General features: G+C 70.5%; 16 protein-coding genes. All 16 read left to right on the top strand.

Translation table 11 applies throughout. From position 1 onward, the window contains the following. The first annotated feature begins 588 nt into the window (after positions 1-588). Genes HUA78_RS41830 through HUA78_RS41755 form a run of 16 tightly spaced genes read left to right on the top strand, consistent with a single transcriptional unit; the run spans position 589 to position 18,704 of the window. On the top strand, positions 589-2,115 hold the full coding sequence (locus HUA78_RS41830; protein WP_174465891.1) for a phage tail sheath C-terminal domain-containing protein: 1,527 nt from the start codon (positions 589-591) through the stop codon (positions 2,113-2,115). 14 nt (positions 2,116-2,129) lie between these two features. Further along, on the top strand, positions 2,130-2,657 hold the full coding sequence (locus HUA78_RS41825; RefSeq protein ID WP_174459156.1) for a phage tail protein: 528 nt from the start codon (positions 2,130-2,132) through the stop codon (positions 2,655-2,657). Between the two features lie 14 nt (positions 2,658-2,671). Beyond that, positions 2,672-3,403, top strand: coding sequence for a phage baseplate protein (locus HUA78_RS41820; protein ID WP_174465892.1), 732 nt, complete (start codon positions 2,672-2,674; stop codon positions 3,401-3,403). Beyond that, positions 3,400-4,539, top strand: a complete 1,140-nt coding sequence (locus HUA78_RS41815) for a hypothetical protein (protein ID WP_174478760.1) — start codon at positions 3,400-3,402, stop codon at positions 4,537-4,539. Before HUA78_RS41820 ends, HUA78_RS41815 begins: the two co-directional genes overlap by 4 nt. After that, positions 4,536-5,738 (top strand): DUF4255 domain-containing protein, encoded by a 1,203-nt coding sequence (locus HUA78_RS41810; protein ID WP_174478759.1) that lies wholly within the window; start codon positions 4,536-4,538, stop codon positions 5,736-5,738. The genes HUA78_RS41815 and HUA78_RS41810 overlap by 4 nt, the downstream gene beginning before the upstream one ends. Beyond that, positions 5,735-7,729: an ATP-binding protein gene (locus HUA78_RS41805; RefSeq protein WP_174478758.1), complete on the top strand. Its 1,995-nt coding sequence runs from the start codon at positions 5,735-5,737 to the stop codon at positions 7,727-7,729. Before HUA78_RS41810 ends, HUA78_RS41805 begins: the two co-directional genes overlap by 4 nt. After that, positions 7,726-7,989: a hypothetical protein gene (locus tag HUA78_RS41800; RefSeq protein WP_174459151.1), complete on the top strand. Its 264-nt coding sequence runs from the start codon at positions 7,726-7,728 to the stop codon at positions 7,987-7,989. Before HUA78_RS41805 ends, HUA78_RS41800 begins: the two co-directional genes overlap by 4 nt. Positions 7,990-7,993: 4 nt before the next feature. Beyond that, positions 7,994-8,638: a hypothetical protein gene (locus HUA78_RS41795; protein WP_174478757.1), complete on the top strand. Its 645-nt coding sequence runs from the start codon at positions 7,994-7,996 to the stop codon at positions 8,636-8,638. A gap of 24 nt (positions 8,639-8,662) precedes the next feature. Further along, complete coding sequence (locus tag HUA78_RS41790; protein WP_141646218.1) at positions 8,663-8,953, top strand: hypothetical protein; 291 nt, start codon at positions 8,663-8,665, stop codon at positions 8,951-8,953. Positions 8,954-8,960: 7 nt separating this feature from the next. Beyond that, positions 8,961-10,103, top strand: a complete 1,143-nt coding sequence (locus tag HUA78_RS41785) for a hypothetical protein (RefSeq protein WP_174463310.1) — start codon at positions 8,961-8,963, stop codon at positions 10,101-10,103. After that, the gene (locus HUA78_RS41780) at positions 10,100-10,648 is read left to right on the top strand and encodes a phage baseplate assembly protein V (RefSeq protein ID WP_141646216.1); all 549 of its coding nucleotides are present in this window, start codon (positions 10,100-10,102) and stop codon (positions 10,646-10,648) included. Before HUA78_RS41785 ends, HUA78_RS41780 begins: the two co-directional genes overlap by 4 nt. 2 nt (positions 10,649-10,650) lie before the next feature. Beyond that, positions 10,651-10,974, top strand: a complete 324-nt coding sequence (locus HUA78_RS41775) for a hypothetical protein (RefSeq protein WP_141646215.1) — start codon at positions 10,651-10,653, stop codon at positions 10,972-10,974. 3 nt (positions 10,975-10,977) lie between these two features. Next, a complete protein-coding gene (locus tag HUA78_RS41770) occupies positions 10,978-11,334 on the top strand; it encodes a GPW/gp25 family protein (protein WP_141646214.1) in 357 nt (118 codons plus the stop codon). 1 nt (position 11,335) lies between these two features. Continuing rightward, positions 11,336-13,936: a putative baseplate assembly protein gene (locus HUA78_RS41765; protein ID WP_174478756.1), complete on the top strand. Its 2,601-nt coding sequence runs from the start codon at positions 11,336-11,338 to the stop codon at positions 13,934-13,936. Then, positions 13,933-16,515, top strand: coding sequence for a putative baseplate assembly protein (locus HUA78_RS47915; protein WP_174478755.1), 2,583 nt, complete (start codon positions 13,933-13,935; stop codon positions 16,513-16,515). Before HUA78_RS41765 ends, HUA78_RS47915 begins: the two co-directional genes overlap by 4 nt. Beyond that, a complete protein-coding gene (locus HUA78_RS41755; protein WP_141646211.1) occupies positions 16,512-18,704 on the top strand; it encodes a hypothetical protein in 2,193 nt (730 codons plus the stop codon). Before HUA78_RS47915 ends, HUA78_RS41755 begins: the two co-directional genes overlap by 4 nt.

Genomic DNA, 18,704 nt, shown 5'->3' with positions numbered 1-18,704 from the left:
GCCCTCATCGTCGCACTGGTTTTGACACGCCTCCGCGCCAGCCTCGGCCTGCGCCGGGTGGAGTACGCCCAACACACCTCCGGCCACGACTCCCACGACAAAGACCCACTTCTGGAATCCCTTGCGCATGACAAGCCTTTCGATGGGAACGGCTCGCCAAAGCTAACACCACGCATCCCCGCGCATCCACGGAGGAAACCTGTCATCCAGCAGACAAAGAACGAGCCATGTGCGACGGCTCATACCTCTGTATTGGATTGGCAATACCCACCCAACCCGTGACACATCGAGCCAACTACGTATGATCCACTAGACCGGAATGAATGACTTTCCGTCGGGTTTCTGGCACAGTCTCAATACGACGTTGAGGAAGCTCGTAACAGGCTTCCGGTAGCGAGGGGGGTCGACCGGTTTCACGCGCATGGATTTGCCGCCACGGCATCAGTTGCCGTCCTCCCCATACAGACGGATGTGACACAGCCGTACGGGGTGCCCCCGTGAACACGGGAGTGCGCCGTGCGCAGGAAGGGCTCTTGCCTCGCGACGTGAGGGGCGGAGTTGACGAACCCGCAGAGGGAGGAGTCGTCCATGCCGGCAGCTCTCAGTTATCCGGGCGTCTATATCGAGGAAGTTCCCAGTGGGGTCCGCACCATCACCGGGGTTCCCACATCGATTACCGCCTTCGTGGGACGCGCGCAGCGCGGGCCGGTGAACGAGCCGGTCATCTGCAACGGGTACGGCGACTTCGAGCGCTCCTTCGGAAGCCTGTGGGAAGACAGCTCGATGAGCTACGCCGTCCGCGACTTCTTCCTCAATGGAGGCGGTCAGGCCGTCATCGTCCGACTGGACAACGGCGGTGAGACGGCGGAGCTGAACCTCACCAACTCCGGCAACACGACGCTGCTGGCCGCGAACCCGGGCGCCTGGGGCGGCAAGCTCAGCGTGGTGGTGGACCACAACACGAAGAAGACCGGCGACCCGGCCGTCGACGCGCTGCTCTTCAACCTCACCATCACCGACACGGGCACCCGCGCGGTGGAGAAGTTCATCAACCTCTCCATCGACCCGGCCAGTCCCCGCTACTTCCCCACCGTGCTGGAGCAGGGCTCCGCCCTCGTCCGGGTGGGCACGCTGCCCAACCCCGCCGTGCGCCCCGAGGAAGGCACGAAGACGCCCGCACCCGCGGACCAGGGCACGGATGGCGCCACGCTGACCATCACCCAGTTCACCACCGGCCCGAACCTGCGCACCAACAAGGAGGGGCTGTACGCGCTGGAGAAGGTGGATGTCTTCAACCTGCTGTGCATCTCCCCGCACGCGCTGGACGGAGACATCGAGCCGGGGCTGGCGACGGACGCGGCGGCCTACTGCGAGGAGCGGCGCGCCGTCTTCATCGCGGACCCGCCCGTGGCCTGGGACAGCGTCGCGGACGCGGTCTCCGGCTTCAACAGCAGCAGCCTGCGCAGCAAGAACGCGGCCCTCTACTTCCCGCGACTGGTCCAGGCCAACCCGCTGCGTGAGAACCAGCTGGAGATCTTCGCTCCCTGCGGCGCGGTGGCCGGGGTCATCGCCCGCACGGACACCCAGCGGGGCGTGTGGAAGGCTCCCGCGGGCCTGGACTCGCTCCTGACGGGCGTGCCGAAGCTGAGCGTGCCCCTCACGGACCAGGAGAACGGCCAGCTCAATCCGCTGGGCGTCAACTGCCTGCGCTCGCTGCCAGCCGCGGGCCGCGTGGTGTGGGGCGCGCGCACCACGCGCGGCAATGACCTGCTGGCCGACGAGTGGAAGTACCTGCCGGTGCGCCGGCTGGCGCTCTACATCGAGGAGAGCCTCTTCCGGGGCATCCAGTGGGTCGTCTTCGAGCCCAACGACGAGCCGCTCTGGTCGCAGATCCGCCTCAACGTGGGCGCCTTCATGCAGAACCTCTTCCGGCAGGGGGCCTTCCAGGGCCAGTCGCCCCGCGATGCGTACTTCGTCAAGTGCGACAAGGAGACCACCACGCAGAACGACATCAACCTCGGCGTGGTCAACATCGTCGTGGGCTTCGCGCCGCTCAAGCCGGCCGAGTTCGTCGTCCTCAAGCTCCAGCAGATGGCCGGCCAGGTCGCGGCGTAAAGGAGACCCATTCCATGGCTCAGTTCAGCGTCAACGCTCTGCGGTTCGACCCGTACAAGAACTTCAAGTTCCGCGTGAAGTGGGATGGCCGCTACGTCGCGGGGGTCAGCAAGGTGGGCGCGCTCAAGCGCACCACGGAGGTCGTCAAGCACCGCGAGGGTGGCGACCCCAGCAGCAGCCGCAAGTCCCCGGGCCGCAGTGAGTACGAGGCCCTCACCCTGGAGCGCGGCGTCACCCACGACACCGAGTTCGAGCGGTGGGCCAACAAGGTCTGGAACTACGGTTCCGGCCTGGGCGCCGAGGTGTCCCTCAAGGACTTCCGCAAGGACATCATCCTGGAGGTCTACAACGAGGCCGGACAGCTCGCCATCTCCTACAAGCTCTTCCGCTGCTGGGTGTCGGAGTACCAGGCGATGCCGGACCTGGATGCCAACGCCAACGCGGTGGCCATCCAGACGCTCAAGCTGGAGAACGAGGGCTGGGAGCGCGACTACGACATCACCGAGCCCACCGAGCCCAGCTTCAACGAGCCCAACCCCTGACCCGCTGAGGCTCCATGCGCTCGCTGACGGCTTCTGAGCTGCTGGGCGCATGGGAGGCGGGCCACCCGCACTCCGCGCCCGGACGCGCGCTCGCGCTCCTGTGCGCCGCGTGGCCGGAGCGGAGTCCGGGAGAGCTGGCGCGGCTCCCGGTCGGCGTCCGGGACTCGCTGCTTCTGGCGGCGCGGGAAGGCACGTTCGGCCCCGCGCTCGTGGGGCTGGTGTCGTGTCCGCCGTGCGGCGAGCAGGTGGAGCTGGCCTTCGAGGTGGGTGACATCCAGGTGCCGCAGGGCGCTCCTCCGCCGGAGGTGCTGGAGGTGGAGCACGCGGGCCACGCGGTGCGGTTCCGGTTGCCGGACAGCCGGGACCTGGCGGCGCTCGCGGCGGGACGAGGCGGCGCGGGGCGAGAGGGCGTGCTGGCGCGGTGTGTGGTGGAGGCACATCGGGAGGGGGCACACGTGGACACAAGGGCGCTGCCGGAGGACGTGATTCGCGCCATCGCCGACGCGATGGAGGCCGCGGACCCGCAGGCCCGGGTGGAGCTGTCCACCACGTGTCCCGCCTGCGGGCACCACTGGCTCGCGGCGTTCGACATCGCCGAGTTCTTCTGGAGGGAAGTGGAGGCGTGGGCCCAGCGCACCCTGCGCGACGTGCACACGCTGGCAAGACAGTACGGCTGGTCCGAGGAGCACATCCTGGGGATGAGCCCGTGGAAGCGGCAGCGCTACCTGGAGCTTGCGGGGACATGAGCGACTACTTGAGCCATCTGGTGGCACGTCAGTACCGCCCCACCGAGGGTGTCCGGCCGCGCATCACCTCGTACTTCGCACCCGAGGCGCAGGCCGTGGAGCGAGACGAGGCGTCCCTCGTCCGCGTTGACACGGAGCACGAGCAACCCGGCGCCCTGCCCCGCGCCCCCATCGGTCCAGTCCGGCCCCGACGCGAACCTTGGAGCGTGGTGGGGCAAACTCTCTCGGAGGCGCGGAGCACGGGCCGCCCGGGGCTCGTCGAGACTCCGGGCACCGTCGAGCCGGGGAGCTTTCCAGGTGGTGGGACACGGGGCGCGTTGAGCCAGGTGCTCGACACGTCTCGCGGCGCGCCGGGTTCAGCGCCCGACGAGGCACAGGCAGGAGGGATGGGCCCGCGCGCGGGGAGCTTCCCCAGTCCCACCGGAGTCACGGCGGCGTCCCACGGGCGCGTCGACGAGGCACCGGGCCACGCGGGGCAGGAGGCGCCGACGGGCGCGCCCTCTCTCCCGTTCGAGTCACGCGCGAGTTCACTCACGACTCCCACCAGCTCCGTCATCCAGCGCAGCGGCGTCGCTCATGGGGGCTCGCCCGCGCGCGCGGCGTCGCCTCTCACCGAGAGACTCGTTGCGGGTGCGGCACCGCGCGCGGACATTCGCCCCGTGGTGGCGGCGCCCCCCGGGACCGTGGCTCCGACGAGGAGCCCTGACGCATTCACCGCGGTGCAGGTGGAGCACGGACAGGGGGCTGTCGCGCGGCCCTCCAGCGCACCGCATGAGTCCTTGGTGGAGCAGGAGCGCTCGCGCACCTTCACGACTTCGGAGCAGGGTCCGTTCGACGCGCGACCTGTCACGTCGGCGGTGGGGCGTGCCCGGGCGTTGAGCGTGGCGCTGGAGACGTCGGCGCCCGCTCCGTCCGCGCGGTCCTCCACGGGGACGACGCGGCAGGAGTCGGCCGAGAGCCCGGCTTCGAGGAACACGTCGCAGGCCCCGGCGGAACCGGTCATCCAGGTCACCATCGGCCGCATCGAGGTCCGCGCGGTGACGCCCGCCGCGCCCGCCAGGAGCGCGCCCACGCGGCCCTCACCGTCGCCGTCGCTCGAGGAGTACCTCGCGCGCCGCAACGGAGGTGGACGGTGAGCAACTCCCTCTCCATCGCCACGGTGACTGCGACGCTCCGCACGCTCCTCTTCAACCACCTCCAGGTGGACACCCCGGACGTCGCGGTGACGACGCTGCCTCCGGACAAGGCGCGGGCCCGCGACGCCACCCACCACCAGCTCAACCTCTTCCTCTTCCAGGTGAGCCACGACGTCTCGCTGCGCAACATGGAGTTCCCGCCGAAGTCGAAGCCCGGCGAGTCCGGCTTCCCGCCCCTCGCCCTGCGCTTGACCTACGTGCTCACGCCCTACGCGCCGTCCGACGACGACGTGGAGAGCCACAAGCTGCTGGGCAAGGCGATGAACGTCCTCCACGACCATCCGCTGCTCGGGTCCGAGGAGCTGCGCGTCGCGGTGCCCGGCAATGACCTGTACCGACAGGTTGAACGCGTGCGCATCACCTCGGAGCCGCTTTCGCTGGAGGAGTTCTCCAAGCTCTGGACCATGTTCCAGACGCAGTACCGCGTGTCCGTCGTCTACCAGGCCTCGGTGGTGCTCATCGAGAGCACGCGCCCGCACCGCGCGCCCCTGCCCGTGCTGCGTCCGGTGCTGACCGTCCTGCCCGACACGCTGCCGCCCTTTCCACTCCTCGAAGCCGTCACGCCACCGCAGCAACAGGCGAGCGCGCGGCTGGGGGACGTGCTGGTCCTCACCGGGCAGTACCTCGCCGGGGGCACCGTGGGGGTGCGCTTCTCCCATCCGCTCTGGACCGCGCCGGTGACCCGGCCCGCCACGGACGTCACGGCCTCGCGACTGACGGTGGCCATTCCGAACGACGCTGTCGGCTGGCCCTCGGGCACCTATGGGGTGTCCGTGGTCATCACCGACGCGAACAATGTGGAGCACACCACCTCCGCGCTGCCGCTGACGCTCGCGCCCCGCCTCACCTCCATCACCCCCAACCCCGCCCCGCGCGGACCCGGCGACGAGGTGACGCTCACCCTCACCTTCCAGCCTCGGGCCCGCCCGGAGCAGCGCGTCTCTTTGCTCCTCGGCGGCAAGGAAGTGCCCGCCCCGGAGCGCGCCGTGCCGGTGGACAGCATCAGCTTCACCGCGCGGGACGTCTCCGCCGGTGACCACTTCGTCCGGCTGCGGGTGGACGGCGTGGACTCGCTCCTCATCGACCGGACCCAGACGCCCCCGGTGTTCGACGTGTCCCAGCGGGTGACCGTCACATGAGCCTCCCGCTCCCCCACTCCTGGCAGGCAGCCAACCAGCGACAGCTCGCCGCCGCGCTCGCCGTGGTGCGCGCGCGATTGCTCCAGCATGCGCTCGTCCAGCAAGAGGGGCCGCCCGAGCAAGTCCGGGACGTCGAAGCCGCCCTCGCCGCGCTCACCGAGGCCGAGTCGATGATGCCGGCGCCCTCCGCGCTGGAGAGCCTGTGCGACGCCTTCCGGCTGTCGGCCTTCGAGCGCGACCTCCTGCTGTGCTGCGCCAGCCTGGAGCTGGGCACGGGCTTCGGTCCCCTGTTCGCCGCGATGAACGGGGACCCGCGTCGGACGTGGCCGACCTTCGGACTGGCCCTGGCCGCGCTGCCCGGAGCGCACTGGAGCGCGCTGACACCCGTGGCGGCGCTGCGGCGCTGGGAGCTGGTGTCCCTGGCCCCGGGCGAGCAGCTCACCACCAGCCCGCTGCGCATCGACGAGCGCATCCTCCACTACCTCGCGGGCCTGTCGTACCTGGACCGGAGGCTGCAGGAGTTCCTCACGCCCGTGCCCGTGCCGGGAGCCCTGCCGCCCTCACACCAGGAGCTCGCGGAGCGCCTGCGTCGGCTGTGGGAGCGCGAGCCCCCGGCGGGCGCACCCTCTCCCGTGGTCCAGCTCTGTGGCGTGGAGCCGGAAGGAGCCCAGGCCATCGCCAGCGCCGCGTGCGCGTCCCTGGGCCTCCAACTCCACGTGGCCCGCGCGGGCCTGCTTCCCTCCGGCGCGGAGGAGCGGGCGACGCTCGCCCGACTGTGGGAGCGCGAGGCGCTGCTCCTGGGGAGCGGCATGCTGCTGGAGTGTGACGAGAGCACCGGGGCCGAAGCCCTCCGACTGGCCACGGCCTTCGCGGAGCGGCTCCAGGGCATGGTGCTCATCTCCGCCCGGGAGCCCCTGCGACTGCGCCACCGGGCCTCGCTCCAGTTGGACGTGAAGCGGCCCACGCGCGGAGAGCAGCAGGTGCTCTGGATGCAGGCGCTCGGCTCGGAGGCGGCCGTGCCGCTCAATGGTGCCCTGGAGCGCGTCACCACGCAGTTCGACCTGCCCCTGCGCTCCATCCGCGCCGCCAGCCTGGAGGTCCACGAGCGCGGCCCCTTCCAGGAGGAGGCCTCGCTGGGCGCCGCGCTGTGGGCCGCCTGTCGCGTGCAGTCGCGTCCCCGCCTGGAGGAGCTGGCGCAGCGGCTGGAGCCCATGGCGGGCTGGGACGACCTGGTGATGCCCGCGGACAAGAAGGCCATCCTCCGGGAGATTTGCGCCAGCGTGCGGCAGCGCACGCGCGTGTACGAGACGTGGGGCTTCGCCGCGCGCGGCATGCGGGGCCTGGGCATCAGCGCGCTGTTCTCCGGCGCCAGCGGCACGGGCAAGACGATGGCGGCGGAGGTGCTCGCGCTGGAGCTGGGGCTGGACGTCTACCGCATCGACCTCAGCCAGGTGGTCAGCAAGTACATCGGCGAGACGGAGAAGAACCTGCGCCGCGTGTTCGACGCCGCCCAGGAAGGTGGCGCCATCCTCCTGTTCGACGAGGCGGACGCCCTCTTCGGCAAGCGCACCGAGGTGCGCGACAGCCATGACCGCTACGCCAACATCGAGGTGAGCTACCTGCTCCAGCAGATGGAGGCCTACAGCGGGCTGGCCATCCTCACCACGAACATGAAGGACGCGCTGGACACGGCCTTCCTGCGCCGGCTGCGCTTCGTGTTGCAGTTCCCCTTCCCGGACGCCGCCCAGCGCGCGGAAATCTGGCGGCGCATGTTCCCCGCCGCCACGCCCACCGAGGGCCTGGACATGACGCGGCTGGCCCGGCTCAGCGTCACCGGCGGAAACATCCGCACCATCGCCCTCAACGCCGCCTTCCTGGCCGCCGACGCCAACGAGCCGGTGCGGATGGGCCACCTCCAGCGCGCGGTGCGCTCGGAGTTCAGCAAGCTCGACAAGCCCTTGGCGGAAGCCGAGGTCTCGGGGTGGACATGACGCCACGACGCATCCGCCTGCACATCGACGAGCTGGTGCTCCACGGCATCGCCCCCGCCCACCGCGAGCAGGTGGGCGAGGCCGTGCGACAGGAGCTCACGCGGCTGCTGGCGACAGAGGGGCTGCCACAGGGGCTTGCCGGCGGCGAGGTGGCCCGGCTGGACGCGGGCGCGGTGCATGTGACGCCGCACGCGGCGCCCCAGTCGCTGGGCGCGCAGGTGGCGCGGGCCGTGTACTCGGGCCTGGGACAGGGGAAGTGACGGCATGAGTTCGTTCCCACGCACACCCCGCACGCAGCGAGGCGCCATCGTCGCGGTGGACCCGTTCAACCCCGTCGCGAGCCTGGTGGTGTTCCAATACAACCCGGACACGATGACGCGCACGCTGACGCCCCAGATGTCGGGCGACGGCGGCAATGACCGCACGGAGGCCCTGCGGCTCGCGGGTCCTCCGGTGGAGAACATCCGGGTGGACGTGGAGATAGACGCCACGGACCAGCTCGCCAATGGCGACCCCATCGCGGGGAGCCTGGGCATCTACCCCCAGCTGTCCTCGCTGGAGATGCTCATCTATCCCAAGTCGGCGCAGGTCATCCTCAACGCGGTGCTGATGCAGGTGGGCACGCTGGAAGTGGTGCCCACCACCGCGCCGTTGACGCTCTTCATCTGGGGCCCCAAGCGGGTGCTGCCCGTGAAGCTCACCGAGTTCACCATCACCGAGGAAGCGTTCGACCCGAACCTCAATCCCATCCGCGCCAAGGTGTCCCTGGGGCTGCGCGTCCTCTCCTACAACGACCTGCCCCTCTTGCACCCAGGCTACGCCCTCTTCCTCACGCACCAGGTCGTCAAGGAGGCCATGGCCGTCGTCGGCAGCATCTCCGGCGTCGCCAATGCCTCGCTGCCACGCTGAGCGCCACGCCTCACGGGAGCTTTCATGCTCGACCCCACCAGCCGCTACGCCTCCCTGGAAACCGCCACCCTCACGCTCCCCGACGGGCGCGTGGCGGCCTACAAGCGCCGCCGCTTCATCCCCGCGGGCAATGCCCTGAAGGTCCTCGCCGAAGTCACCGTCACCGAAGGGGACAGGCTCGACCTGCTCACCCACCGCACGCTGGGAGACCCGGAGCACTTCTGGCGCGTCTGCGACGCCAACGACACGCTCAACCCCTTCGACCTGATGCGCGAGACGGGCTCCGTGGTGCGCATCGCCATGCCGGAATTCTGAGCGCGCGATGAGCCTGCTGGGAATCCACCTCACCCTGATGCTGGGCCCCACCGTGGCGGTGCCCGCGCCCGCGTCGTTCATGGAGTCCCTCCAGAACGTGGAGGTCACCCACAACGACGAGGGACGCTCGGGCTTCCAGCTCACGTTCGGCGTGGGCCGCTCGGGCCCCATGCACCTCCTAGACTACGGGCTGGTGGGCCACCCGCTGCTCAAGCCCATGAACCGCGTGGTGCTGCTCGTCACCTTCAACGTGATTCCGCAGGTGCTCTTCGACGGGCTCATCACCCACCGCACGCTCACCCCGTCACAACAGCCCGGCGCCTCCACGCTCACAATCACCGGCGAGGACATCAGCACCGCCATGGACCTGGACCAGAAGGTCCACGAGCACCCGGCCCAGGTGGAGCCCATCATCATCGCGCAGCTCGTCCTGAGCTACGCGCAGTACGGCCTGATTCCCGTCATCATCCCGCCGCCCTCGCTGGACGTGCCGCTGCCCATCTACCGCACGCCCGTCTTCCGAGGCACCGACTACGCCTACCTCCAGGAGATGGCGAGCCGCTACGGCTACGTCTTCCAGGTGACGCCCGGCCCCGCGCCGCTGACCAACACCGCGTACTGGGGCCCGCCCAACCGACTGGGCATTCCCCAGCGGGCCCTGTCAGTGAACCTGGGCGCGCAGACGAACGTGGACTCCATCAACTTCCAGTACAACGCGCTCGCGTCCACGTCCGTGAGCGGACAGGCCATCGCCTTCGGCCGGGCGCTCCCGGTGAAGACCTTCGCGAGCCTGCGCGTGCCCCCGCTGGCCAGCCAGCCCGCGTTGCTGTCGCAGTCCCGCGTGCGCACCTCGCTGCTCGAGGACGTGCCGGACGGCGCGGGCTACATCGCGGCCTTCGCCCAGGCACAGGGCCAGACGGATGCGTCCACGGACCAGGTACTCACGGGCTCCGGGGAGCTGGATGCCACGCGCTACGGCGACATGCTGCGCCCGCGAGGCCTGGTGGGTGTGCGCGGCGCGGGCTTCGAACACGACGGCTTCTTCTACGTGCGCAACGTCACGCACTCCATCCGCCCCGGTGAATACAAGCAGCGCTTCACGCTCTCGCGTGAGGGGACCGGAGCGCTCACCCCTGTGGTGCCGCCATGAGCACGTACTTCGGGAAGTACCGCGGCGAGGTGGTCAACAACATCGACCCGCTGATGATGGGCCGCGTGCAGGTGAAGGTCCCCACCGTGCTGGGCGACAGCCAGTTGGGCTGGGCCATGCCGTGCATGCCCTATGGCGGCAGCGGCAAGGGCTTCTTCGCGGTGCCGCCCACGGGCGCAAAGGTCTGGGTGGAGTTCGAGCGCGGAGACCTCAACTACCCCATCGTCGCCGGCTGCTTCTGGGGCGAGGGCGAGGCCCCGGCCACCCCCGGCCTGCCCACCACCAAGGTGTGGAAGACGGACGCCATCACCCTGAAGCTCGACGACCTGCCCGGCGCGGGCGGGCTGACCATCGAGGTGAGCCCTCCGGCCGTGCCCATGCCGCTCAAGGCCACCTTCACGGCGGCTGGCATCGAAATCGACCACGGGGGGACGGCCAAGGTGGTGCTCAGCGCCACCGGCATCGAGCTGTCGTTCGGCGCCGCCAACATCAAGCTCGGTCCCACGGGCGTCAACGTCAACAACGGCGCGCTGGAGGTCATCTAGCCATGGGAGCCTTCTTCCTCCACGTCGGAGCCACGGTGATGTGTCCGCACGGGGGCCAGATGCAGACCACGCCCGGCAATCCCCGCGTCAAGGTGGGCGGCCAGCCCGTGGCCACCATGGCGGACCAGTATCTCGTGACCGGATGCCCCTTCCCGCCGCAGACGAGTGGCCCCTGCGTGCAGGTGAAGTGGCTGGTGCCCGCCGTGCGCGTGCGCGCGGGAGGCCAGTTCGTCATCCTGCAGAACAGCGTGGGGATGTCCATTGGCGCCGCGCCCCTGGGGCCGCCCCAGGTGGTGATGACGCAGGTCCGGGTGAAGGGAACCTGAGCCATGCACATCGCCTTCCCATACCGACTGGATGGACGGGGCCGCACGGCGGACGCGGACCTGGACACGCACGTGCGGCACCTGATTGAGCAGGTGCTCTTCACCTCGCCGGGCGAGCGCGTCAACCGGCCCACGTTCGGCACCGGACTGGGGCAGCTCGTCTTCGCGCCCAACAGCTCCGAGCTGGCCACCGCCACGCAGTTCCTGGTGCAGGGCGCGCTCCAACAGTGGCTGGGAGACCTCATCCAGGTGGAGGCCGTGGAGACGCTCAGCGTAGAGGCCACCCTCCAGGTGACGGTGCGGTACGTGGTGCGCCGCACGCAGCAGCGTCAGACGGCCCGGTTCACGAGGGAGCTCTGACATGGGCGCGCGCTACGTCTGCAAGAGCGAGCAGCGACGCCGGCTGGTGGAGGCCCACGCCACCTTCAACGGCATCGACTATCTGGAGGTGCTCGACGAGGACGCGGAGGCGCTCGGACTGGAGCGCCAGCGGACGCTATGGGTGCGCTGCTACAAGCCGCTGCCCGCGACCCTGAACGCGGACAACGTCTCCATCACCGGAGGCGTGCGGCTCAAGGACATCGGCGTGGCCCTGGCCTTCCGCATGGACCTGGCGCCGCCGGACCCGCTCACCACCGCAGCCGAGCGGGCCGAGTACACGCGGCGCAAGGAGCTGGACGAGGCCAACGGCACGCACGAGACGGAGCAGACGCTGGTGGTGCGCACCACCTCCTCGGGCGACTTCTCCACGTACACGCTGGCGCTGCTCCGGGGCTTCCTGGACACGGTGCCGCCCGCGGACTTCGACGCGCCCCTGTCCCGCGTGGACTTCACCTTCAAGGTGGAGTGTCCGAGCGAGTTCGACTGCGCCCCGCCGAAGCACGCCGACGCACCCTCGGGCGAGGACCCGCCCATCGACTACCTCACGCGGGACTACGCCAGCTTCCGGCGCCTGCTGTTGGACAGGCTGTCGGAGGTGACGCCGCAGTGGAAGGAGCGCAACCCCGCGGACCTGGGCGTGACGCTGGTGGAGCTGATGGCCTACTCGGCCGACTACCTCAGCTACTACCAGGACGCGGTGGCCACCGAGGCGTACCTGGGCACCGCGCGGAAGCGCACCTCCGTGCGTCGCCACGCGAAGCTCCTGGACTACCCCATGCACGACGGCGGCAACGCGCGCGCGTGGGTAACGGTGCAGGTGGCCTCCGGCGCGGAAGGCTGGGCCCTGCCCGGGCCCACCGACGTGACGCCGGGCGCGATGTTCGTCACCACCGTGGACGCTCCGCGCGTGCTCGATGCACGTCAGCTCCAGGCAGCCGTGACGGCGGGCGCGGAGGTGTTCGAGTCGCTCCACCCCGCCACCCTCCATGCCGGCCATGGCCGCATCGTCTTCCACACCTGGGGCGAGGACCGGTGCTGTCTGCCCCAGGGCGCCACCGCCGCCACGCTCTTGAATCCTCCCTTCGACTCCGACCCGGCGCAGCGGGTGATGACCCCGAAGAACTTCACGCCCGGGCTGGTGCTGCTGCTGGAAGAGGTGCGCAGCCCGGAGACCGGACGCGTGGTGGACGCGGAGCCGTCGCGCCGCCACGCCGTGCGGCTGACGCAGGTGGAGTTCACCCGCGACCCGCTGATGGACCTGGACGTGGTGGAGGTGGCGTGGGGCCCCGAGGACGCGCTGCCCTTCGAGCTGTGCCTGTGGAGCGTGGGCGTGCCGCTGGACTCCACGGGTGAGACAGAGGACCCACCAGGACAGGCCGCGCCGGTGAGCGTGGCACGCGGCAACGTGGTGCTGGTGGACCACGGCCGCACGCTGACGGACGCGCTGCCCACCGTGTCCGTCGAGGGCCGCTATCGTCCCAGGCTTGCGCGCGGGCCACTCACCCAGGTGTCCCGGGTGGACGGGCGCCGCGCGGTGGACCCCACGGCCTCCGCGGCGGCGGCGCTGCGCACGCCCGCCGAAGAGGCGCTGCCCGCCATCTGGTTGCGAGAAGCGGAGAGCGGGCGGGTGTGGACGCCCCGTCGCACGCTGCTCAACAGCGGCCGGTTCAGTCGCGAGTTCGTGGCCGAGGTCGAGGACGACGGCCGGGCCCGCCTGCGCTTCGGGGACAACGTGCTCGGCGAGCGCCCCAGCCCCGACGTGGCGTTGTCGGCGACATATCGCATCGGCAACGGCACCTCCGGGAACGTGGGCTCGGAGTCCATCACCCACCTGTACTCGCTGGTGGGCGGCGACTGGCGCAACGCCATCCTTCGCGTGCGCAACCCGCTGCCGGCGCGGGGCGGCGTGGAGCCGGAGTCCGTGGAGCGGGCGCGCGTCAACGCGCCAGAGGCCTTCCGCGTCCAGCAGCGCGCGGTGACGGAGGACGACTACGCGGAGGTGGCCCAGCGCCACCCCGAGGTGCAGCGCGCGGTGGGCAGCCTGCGGTGGACGGGGAGCTGGCACACCATGTTCGTCACGGTGGACCGGCGCGGCGGCTTCCCCGTGGACGCGGACTTCTCCGAGCGGCTCACCGCCTTCCTGGAGCGCTTCCGCCTCGCGGGCTACGACTTGCGCGTCGACGCGCCCCTCTTCGTCCCGTTGGACATCGCCATGACGGTCTGCGTCTCGCCGGGATATCTCGCCGCCAACGTGAAGGCCGCGCTGATGGAGGCCTTCAGCACGGCGGAGCTGCCGGGCGGACAGCGCGGCTTCTTCCACCCGGACAACTTCTCCTTCGGCCAGCCCGTGTACCTGAGCCAGCTCGTCGCCACGGCCATGAAGGTCCCCGGGGTGGCGTGGGTGGAGACGGAGGACGCGCCGGGCAAGCCGCAGCGCTTCCGCCGCTTCGGACAGGTGCCGCGCGACGAGTGGAAGGACGGGCTCATCGCCATGGAGCGGCTGGAGATCGCCCGGCTCGACAATGACCCGAGCCAGCCCGAGAACGGGCAGCTCGACTTCTTCATGCAGGGGGGCCTGTGAGCACGTCAGCCAAGGGCTCGGGGGACTGCGAGGCGTGTGAGGACCGGGGCCCGCCGGAGCCCACGCCGCTCTACAACCGGCCGGGACAACCCGCGCTCGCGTATCGCATCGGCACGCACTCCAGCTTCTTCCAGCGCATGCTGGCGCGACTGCCGACGGAGTTCCTCCCGGACGGAGAGTTCCAGGGCACCCGACCCCTGGCCTCGCTGTCCACGCGCAGTCCGGAGGACCTGTCCATCGCGCTGCTGGATGCGTGGGCCACGGCCGCGGACGTGCTGACCTTCTACCAGGAGCGCATCGCCAACGAGGGCTTCCTGCGCACCGCCACGGAGCGGCGCTCGGTGCTGGAGCTGGCGCGGCAGCTTGGCTACGAGCTCAAGCCCGGTGTCGCCGCCAGCACGTACCTGGTCTTCACCGTGGAGACGGCGCCCGGCGCGCCCACGCGGGTGACGGTGCCCGTGGGCGTGCAGGTGCTCAGCATCCCCGGCCAGGACGCGAGGCCGCAGACCTTCGAGACGACGGAGGCGATGGAGGCGCGCGCGGAGTGGAACGTCCTCAAGGTGCCCAGGACGCGGCCTCAAGAGCTGTTGCGCGGCGAGGACACGCTCTACCTCCAGGGCATCCAGCCCGGAATCCAACCGGGAGACGCCCTGCTGCTCGTAGGCGAGGAGCGGGAGACGGTTCCCGGCAGCGAGCAGTGGGACTTGCGCTGGGTGACGCGCGTCACCCGGGTGACGAACCCGACGGAGCCGGCGCTCAACCACACCGTGGTGCAGTGGGAGCCGGGGCTGGGCAGCGACACACCTCGCGTGGACCCGGCGGACCATCCGCGCGCCTATGTGCTGCGGCTGCGCGGCAACCTCTTCGGCTACAACGCGCCGTCCTTCAAGGCGATGCCGGAGGACATCAAGAAGCTCTACAACCCGGACTACAGGCCCGGCGACAATCGCTTCACGCAGTGGCCCCACTTCGAGAACCAGACGGCCGTCCAGGGCATCGTCGACCTGGACCGCGAATACCCCACGCTCGTGCTCGGCAGCTGGGTGGCGCTCTGGAAGTCCAAGTACGTGGAGCTGTATCGCATCACCGACATCCAGCCCTGGGCGCGTGAGGACTTCACGATGAACGCCAAGGTGTCGCGCCTCACGCTCGACACCAACGAGCACCTGTCCTACTTCCCGCTGCGCAGCACCGTCGTCCTCGCGCAGAGCGAGGAGCTGCCCATTGGCGAGATGCCACGGACGGACCCGGTGGGCGGCAATGACATCGAGCTGGACCGCGCGGTGGAGGGCCTGGAGCCGGGCCACGTGCTGCTCGTCGAGGGCCGCCCCTACCGGGAGACCTCCGAGTCAGGGGAGTGGGTCCGCGAGGTGGTGGTGCTGGACCGCGCGGAGCCGCTGGCGAATGGACGCACGCGACTGGTGCTGACGGAGGAGCTGTCCACGCAGTTGGTGCGCTCCACTGTCAGCATCTACGGCAACGTGCTGCCCTCCACGCATGGCGAGACGGTGCGCGAGGTGCTCGGGGGCGGAGATGGCTCGCGCATGCTCCAGCGCTTCGTGCTGCGCAAGCCGCCGCTCACCCACGTGCCCGCGCCCACCGATACGGGCGGGGAGAGCACGCTGGAGGTCCGGGTCAACGGCGTGCTCTGGAAGGAGGTGCCCACCCTCTTCGGCCAGGACGCGCGCGCCGAGGTCTACATGGTGCGCATCCAGGACGACAGCTCCGTGGTGGTGACCTTCGGCGACGGCGTGTCCGGCGCACGGCTGCCCACGGGCCAGGAGAACGTGACGGCGGTGTACCGCTCCGGCATCGGCCCGGAGGGCGAGGTGGACCGGGGACAACTGGCGCTGCTCAAGGTGAGGCCGCTGGGCATCCGCGAGGTCACCAACCCGCTCCCGGCCACCGGCGCCGCCGCGCCCGAGTCTCGCGACGACGCGCGCGCCAATGCTCCGGCCTCCGTGCTGACGCTGCGCCGCGTGGTGTCGCTGCAGGACTACGAGGACTTCGCCGCGACGTTCGCCGGCATCGGCAAGGCCCAGGCGGCGGACCTGACCAACGGCGAGCGCATCCTCGTCCACGTCACCGTCGCCGCGAAGAGCGGTGGGCCGGTGGCCGAGGACTCCCTGCTCTACGAGAGCCTGAAGGAAGCGCTGCGCACGCACCACGACCCGGTCCGCCAGTTCGCGCTCTCCTCGTACGAGCAGCTCTACTTCGCGATGGAGGCCCGGCTGCGGCTGGACGCGCGGTACCTGCCCGAGGACGTGCTGGCTCGCGCGGAGGCCGCGCTGCGCGACGCCTTCTCGTTCGAGCGGCGGAAGTTCGCCCAGGCGGTGAGCGGCGCGGAAATCATCCGCGTCCTCCAGGACGTGCCCGGCGTGGTGATGGTGGACCTGGAGCGGCTGCACCCGACGACGCCCGCGGTGCCAGCCCAGAGACTGTTCTCGCTGCTCAGGGCCCGGGGCGCGCGGTGGGAGGGCACGACGCTCCGGCCCGCGCAGCTGCTCCTGTTGGACCCGTCGCTCCAGGGTGAAAACCGGGGCGTGACGCTCGTCGTGGAGTCGGAGGTGAGCCCGTGAGCCCCTCGCCGCAGGACAGGCTGTACAAGCTGCTGCCGGCCATCCACCGCGCCAAGGACACGCTCCAGGGCGAGCCCCTGCGCGCGCTGCTGGCCGTCATGGAGCGCGAGTTCCTGGCGCTCGAGGAGGACATCGGCCAGCTCCACGACAACTGGTTCATCGAGACGTGCCAGGAGTGGGTGGTGCCGTACATCGGCGACCTGCTCAAGGTGCGCGATCTGGTGCCGGTGGACCCGGGCCTCTTCAGCCAGCGCGCCTATGTGGCCAACTCCCTGGCCTACCGGCGGCGCAAGGGCACCGCGGCCATGCTGGAGCAGCTCGCGCGCGACGTGACGGGCTGGCCCGCGCGCGCGGTGGAGTTCTTCCAGCGCGTGGGCACCACCCAGCACGTCAACCACCCGCGCCCCACGAGCCTGCGCACCCCGGACCTGAGAGATTCGAACGCGCTGGAGCTGGTGGGCTCGCCCTTCGAGGACGCGACGCGCACGGTGGACGTGCGCCACATCGACAACCAGCGCGGCAAGCACAACCTCCCCAACGTCGGCCTCTTCCTGTGGCGACTGGAGGCGTATCCCGTGGTGCTCGCGCCCGCGTTCCGCGTGCTCCCCGGCTCGGAGCCCGGCGCCACGGAAGCGGGCCTCTTCCGCTTCAACGTCCTGGGCAGCGACACCCACCTGTTCAACCTGCCGCAGTCGGAGACCACGCTCAGCTCGCTCGCCGGAGAGCTGAACGTGCCCGGCCCGCTGCGCCGCCGCCCGCTGTACGACGAGCTGGAGGCCCGCCGCGCCGCGCTCGCGCAGGACCGGACGCCGGAGCAGCTCGCCTTTGGCGCCGCGCCCCCCTTCTCGCTCCACCGCGAGACGGCGCCGGACACGCTCGAGGAAGTGTCCCCGGATGAAATCGTCATCTGCGACCTGTCCACCTGGCACCGCCCCGCCGCCACCCTCCCCTATCCAGGCACCGACCCGAACGCCCCACCGGTGAACCGGGACATCCTCGTCGCGGTGGACCCGGTCCTCGGCCGGCTGGCCTTCGCGCAGGGCCGGCCCGTGCCCGACACGCTGTACGTGAGCTACGCCTACGGCTTCAGCAGCGAGGTGGGCGGCGGCTTCTATGACCGGCAGGAGACGCTCCTCCCCCTGGAGCAGCGTGACGCCTACCGCGTGGACACGCGGGCCGGCCCCTTCACCTCCGTGCAACTGGCCACGGACACGAGCGCCGCGAGCGCGGACGCGCTGGTGGAGGTGCTCGACAGTGAGCGCTATCCGCTGACCACGCTGAACGTCGCGTCCAGCGCGCGCCTGGAGCTGCGGGCCGCCAACCTCCAGCGCCCGGTCCTCGACCTCCAGGGCGGACGGTGCGTGGTGCGGCTGGGCAAGGGCGCCACGCTGGTGCTCAGCGGACTGCTGGTGCGCGGTGGCGTGCTGGAGGTGTACGCCGCCGACAACGCCACCCTGGACCTGCGGCACTGCACGCTGGTCCCCGGGCGGGACTTGATGCCCGACGGACAGCCGCGCACCCAGGCGCCGAGCCTCGTCGTGCGAGGAGCGAAGGACGGCGACTGCACCGTCCTCTTGAGCCGCTGCATCACCGGGCCGATTCAAACGGGCCGCGCCTCCACGCTCCGGCTGGAGGACTGCATCGTGGACGGGTTGGGAGGCCTGGCGCTCCAGCCGCTGCCACCCCTGCCGGGGCCAGTGGAGGATCCGCCGGTGGAGTCCTACGAAGGCGCCGGCAGGACGGGCGCGCTGCACGTGCTGGCCAGCACGGTGCTGGGGGGCGTGGAGGCCACCGTGCTGGTACTCGGCAGCGACTCGCTCTTCACCGGCCGGGTCGACGTGGTGCAGCGGCAGGAAGGCTGCGTGCGCTTCTCGTACGTGCCGCCGGGCTCGCGCGTGCCCCAGCGCTTCCGGTGCCAGCCCGCCTACGCCGAGGACGCGCCCGACGACGTGCGCCTGGAAGTGGAGCGGCGCGTGAAGCCCGTCTTCACGTCGGACCGCTATGGAGACCCCGGCTACTGCCAGCTCCGGGATGACACCGACTCCGGCATCCGCCGGGGCGCGAGCGACGAGGGGGAGATGGGCGTGTTCCACCACCTTCAACAACCGCAGCGCGAGGCCAACCTCCGCGCCAGCTTGACTGACTACCTGCGCTTCGGACTCGAAGCCGGGTTCTTCTTCGTGACCTGA

Source organism: Myxococcus sp. CA033, assembly GCF_013336625.1.
Lineage (GTDB): Bacteria > Myxococcota > Myxococcia > Myxococcales > Myxococcaceae > Myxococcus > Myxococcus llanfairpwllgwyngyllgogerychwyrndrobwllllantysiliogogogochensis.
Note: the sequence above shows the minus strand (reverse complement) of the source record. Positions and strands in the feature narration are given on the sequence as shown.

What these genes read in the sequence shown, in the direction of transcription:
- HUA78_RS41830 (WP_174465891.1), top strand. Translation starts at nt 589, where the DNA reads ATGCCGGCAGCTCTCAGTTATCCGGGCGTCTATATCGAGGAAGTTCCC.
- HUA78_RS41825 (WP_174459156.1), top strand. Translation starts at nt 2,130, where the DNA reads ATGGCTCAGTTCAGCGTCAACGCTCTGCGGTTCGACCCGTACAAGAAC.
- HUA78_RS41820 (WP_174465892.1), top strand. Translation starts at nt 2,672, where the DNA reads ATGCGCTCGCTGACGGCTTCTGAGCTGCTGGGCGCATGGGAGGCGGGC.
- HUA78_RS41815 (WP_174478760.1), top strand. Translation starts at nt 3,400, where the DNA reads ATGAGCGACTACTTGAGCCATCTGGTGGCACGTCAGTACCGCCCCACC.
- HUA78_RS41805 (WP_174478758.1), top strand. Translation starts at nt 5,735, where the DNA reads ATGAGCCTCCCGCTCCCCCACTCCTGGCAGGCAGCCAACCAGCGACAG.
- HUA78_RS41800 (WP_174459151.1), top strand. Translation starts at nt 7,726, where the DNA reads ATGACGCCACGACGCATCCGCCTGCACATCGACGAGCTGGTGCTCCAC.
- HUA78_RS41795 (WP_174478757.1), top strand. Translation starts at nt 7,994, where the DNA reads ATGAGTTCGTTCCCACGCACACCCCGCACGCAGCGAGGCGCCATCGTC.
- HUA78_RS41790 (WP_141646218.1), top strand. Translation starts at nt 8,663, where the DNA reads ATGCTCGACCCCACCAGCCGCTACGCCTCCCTGGAAACCGCCACCCTC.
- HUA78_RS41785 (WP_174463310.1), top strand. Translation starts at nt 8,961, where the DNA reads ATGAGCCTGCTGGGAATCCACCTCACCCTGATGCTGGGCCCCACCGTG.
- HUA78_RS41780 (WP_141646216.1), top strand. Translation starts at nt 10,100, where the DNA reads ATGAGCACGTACTTCGGGAAGTACCGCGGCGAGGTGGTCAACAACATC.
- HUA78_RS41775 (WP_141646215.1), top strand. Translation starts at nt 10,651, where the DNA reads ATGGGAGCCTTCTTCCTCCACGTCGGAGCCACGGTGATGTGTCCGCAC.
- HUA78_RS41770 (WP_141646214.1), top strand. Translation starts at nt 10,978, where the DNA reads ATGCACATCGCCTTCCCATACCGACTGGATGGACGGGGCCGCACGGCG.
- HUA78_RS41765 (WP_174478756.1), top strand. Translation starts at nt 11,336, where the DNA reads ATGGGCGCGCGCTACGTCTGCAAGAGCGAGCAGCGACGCCGGCTGGTG.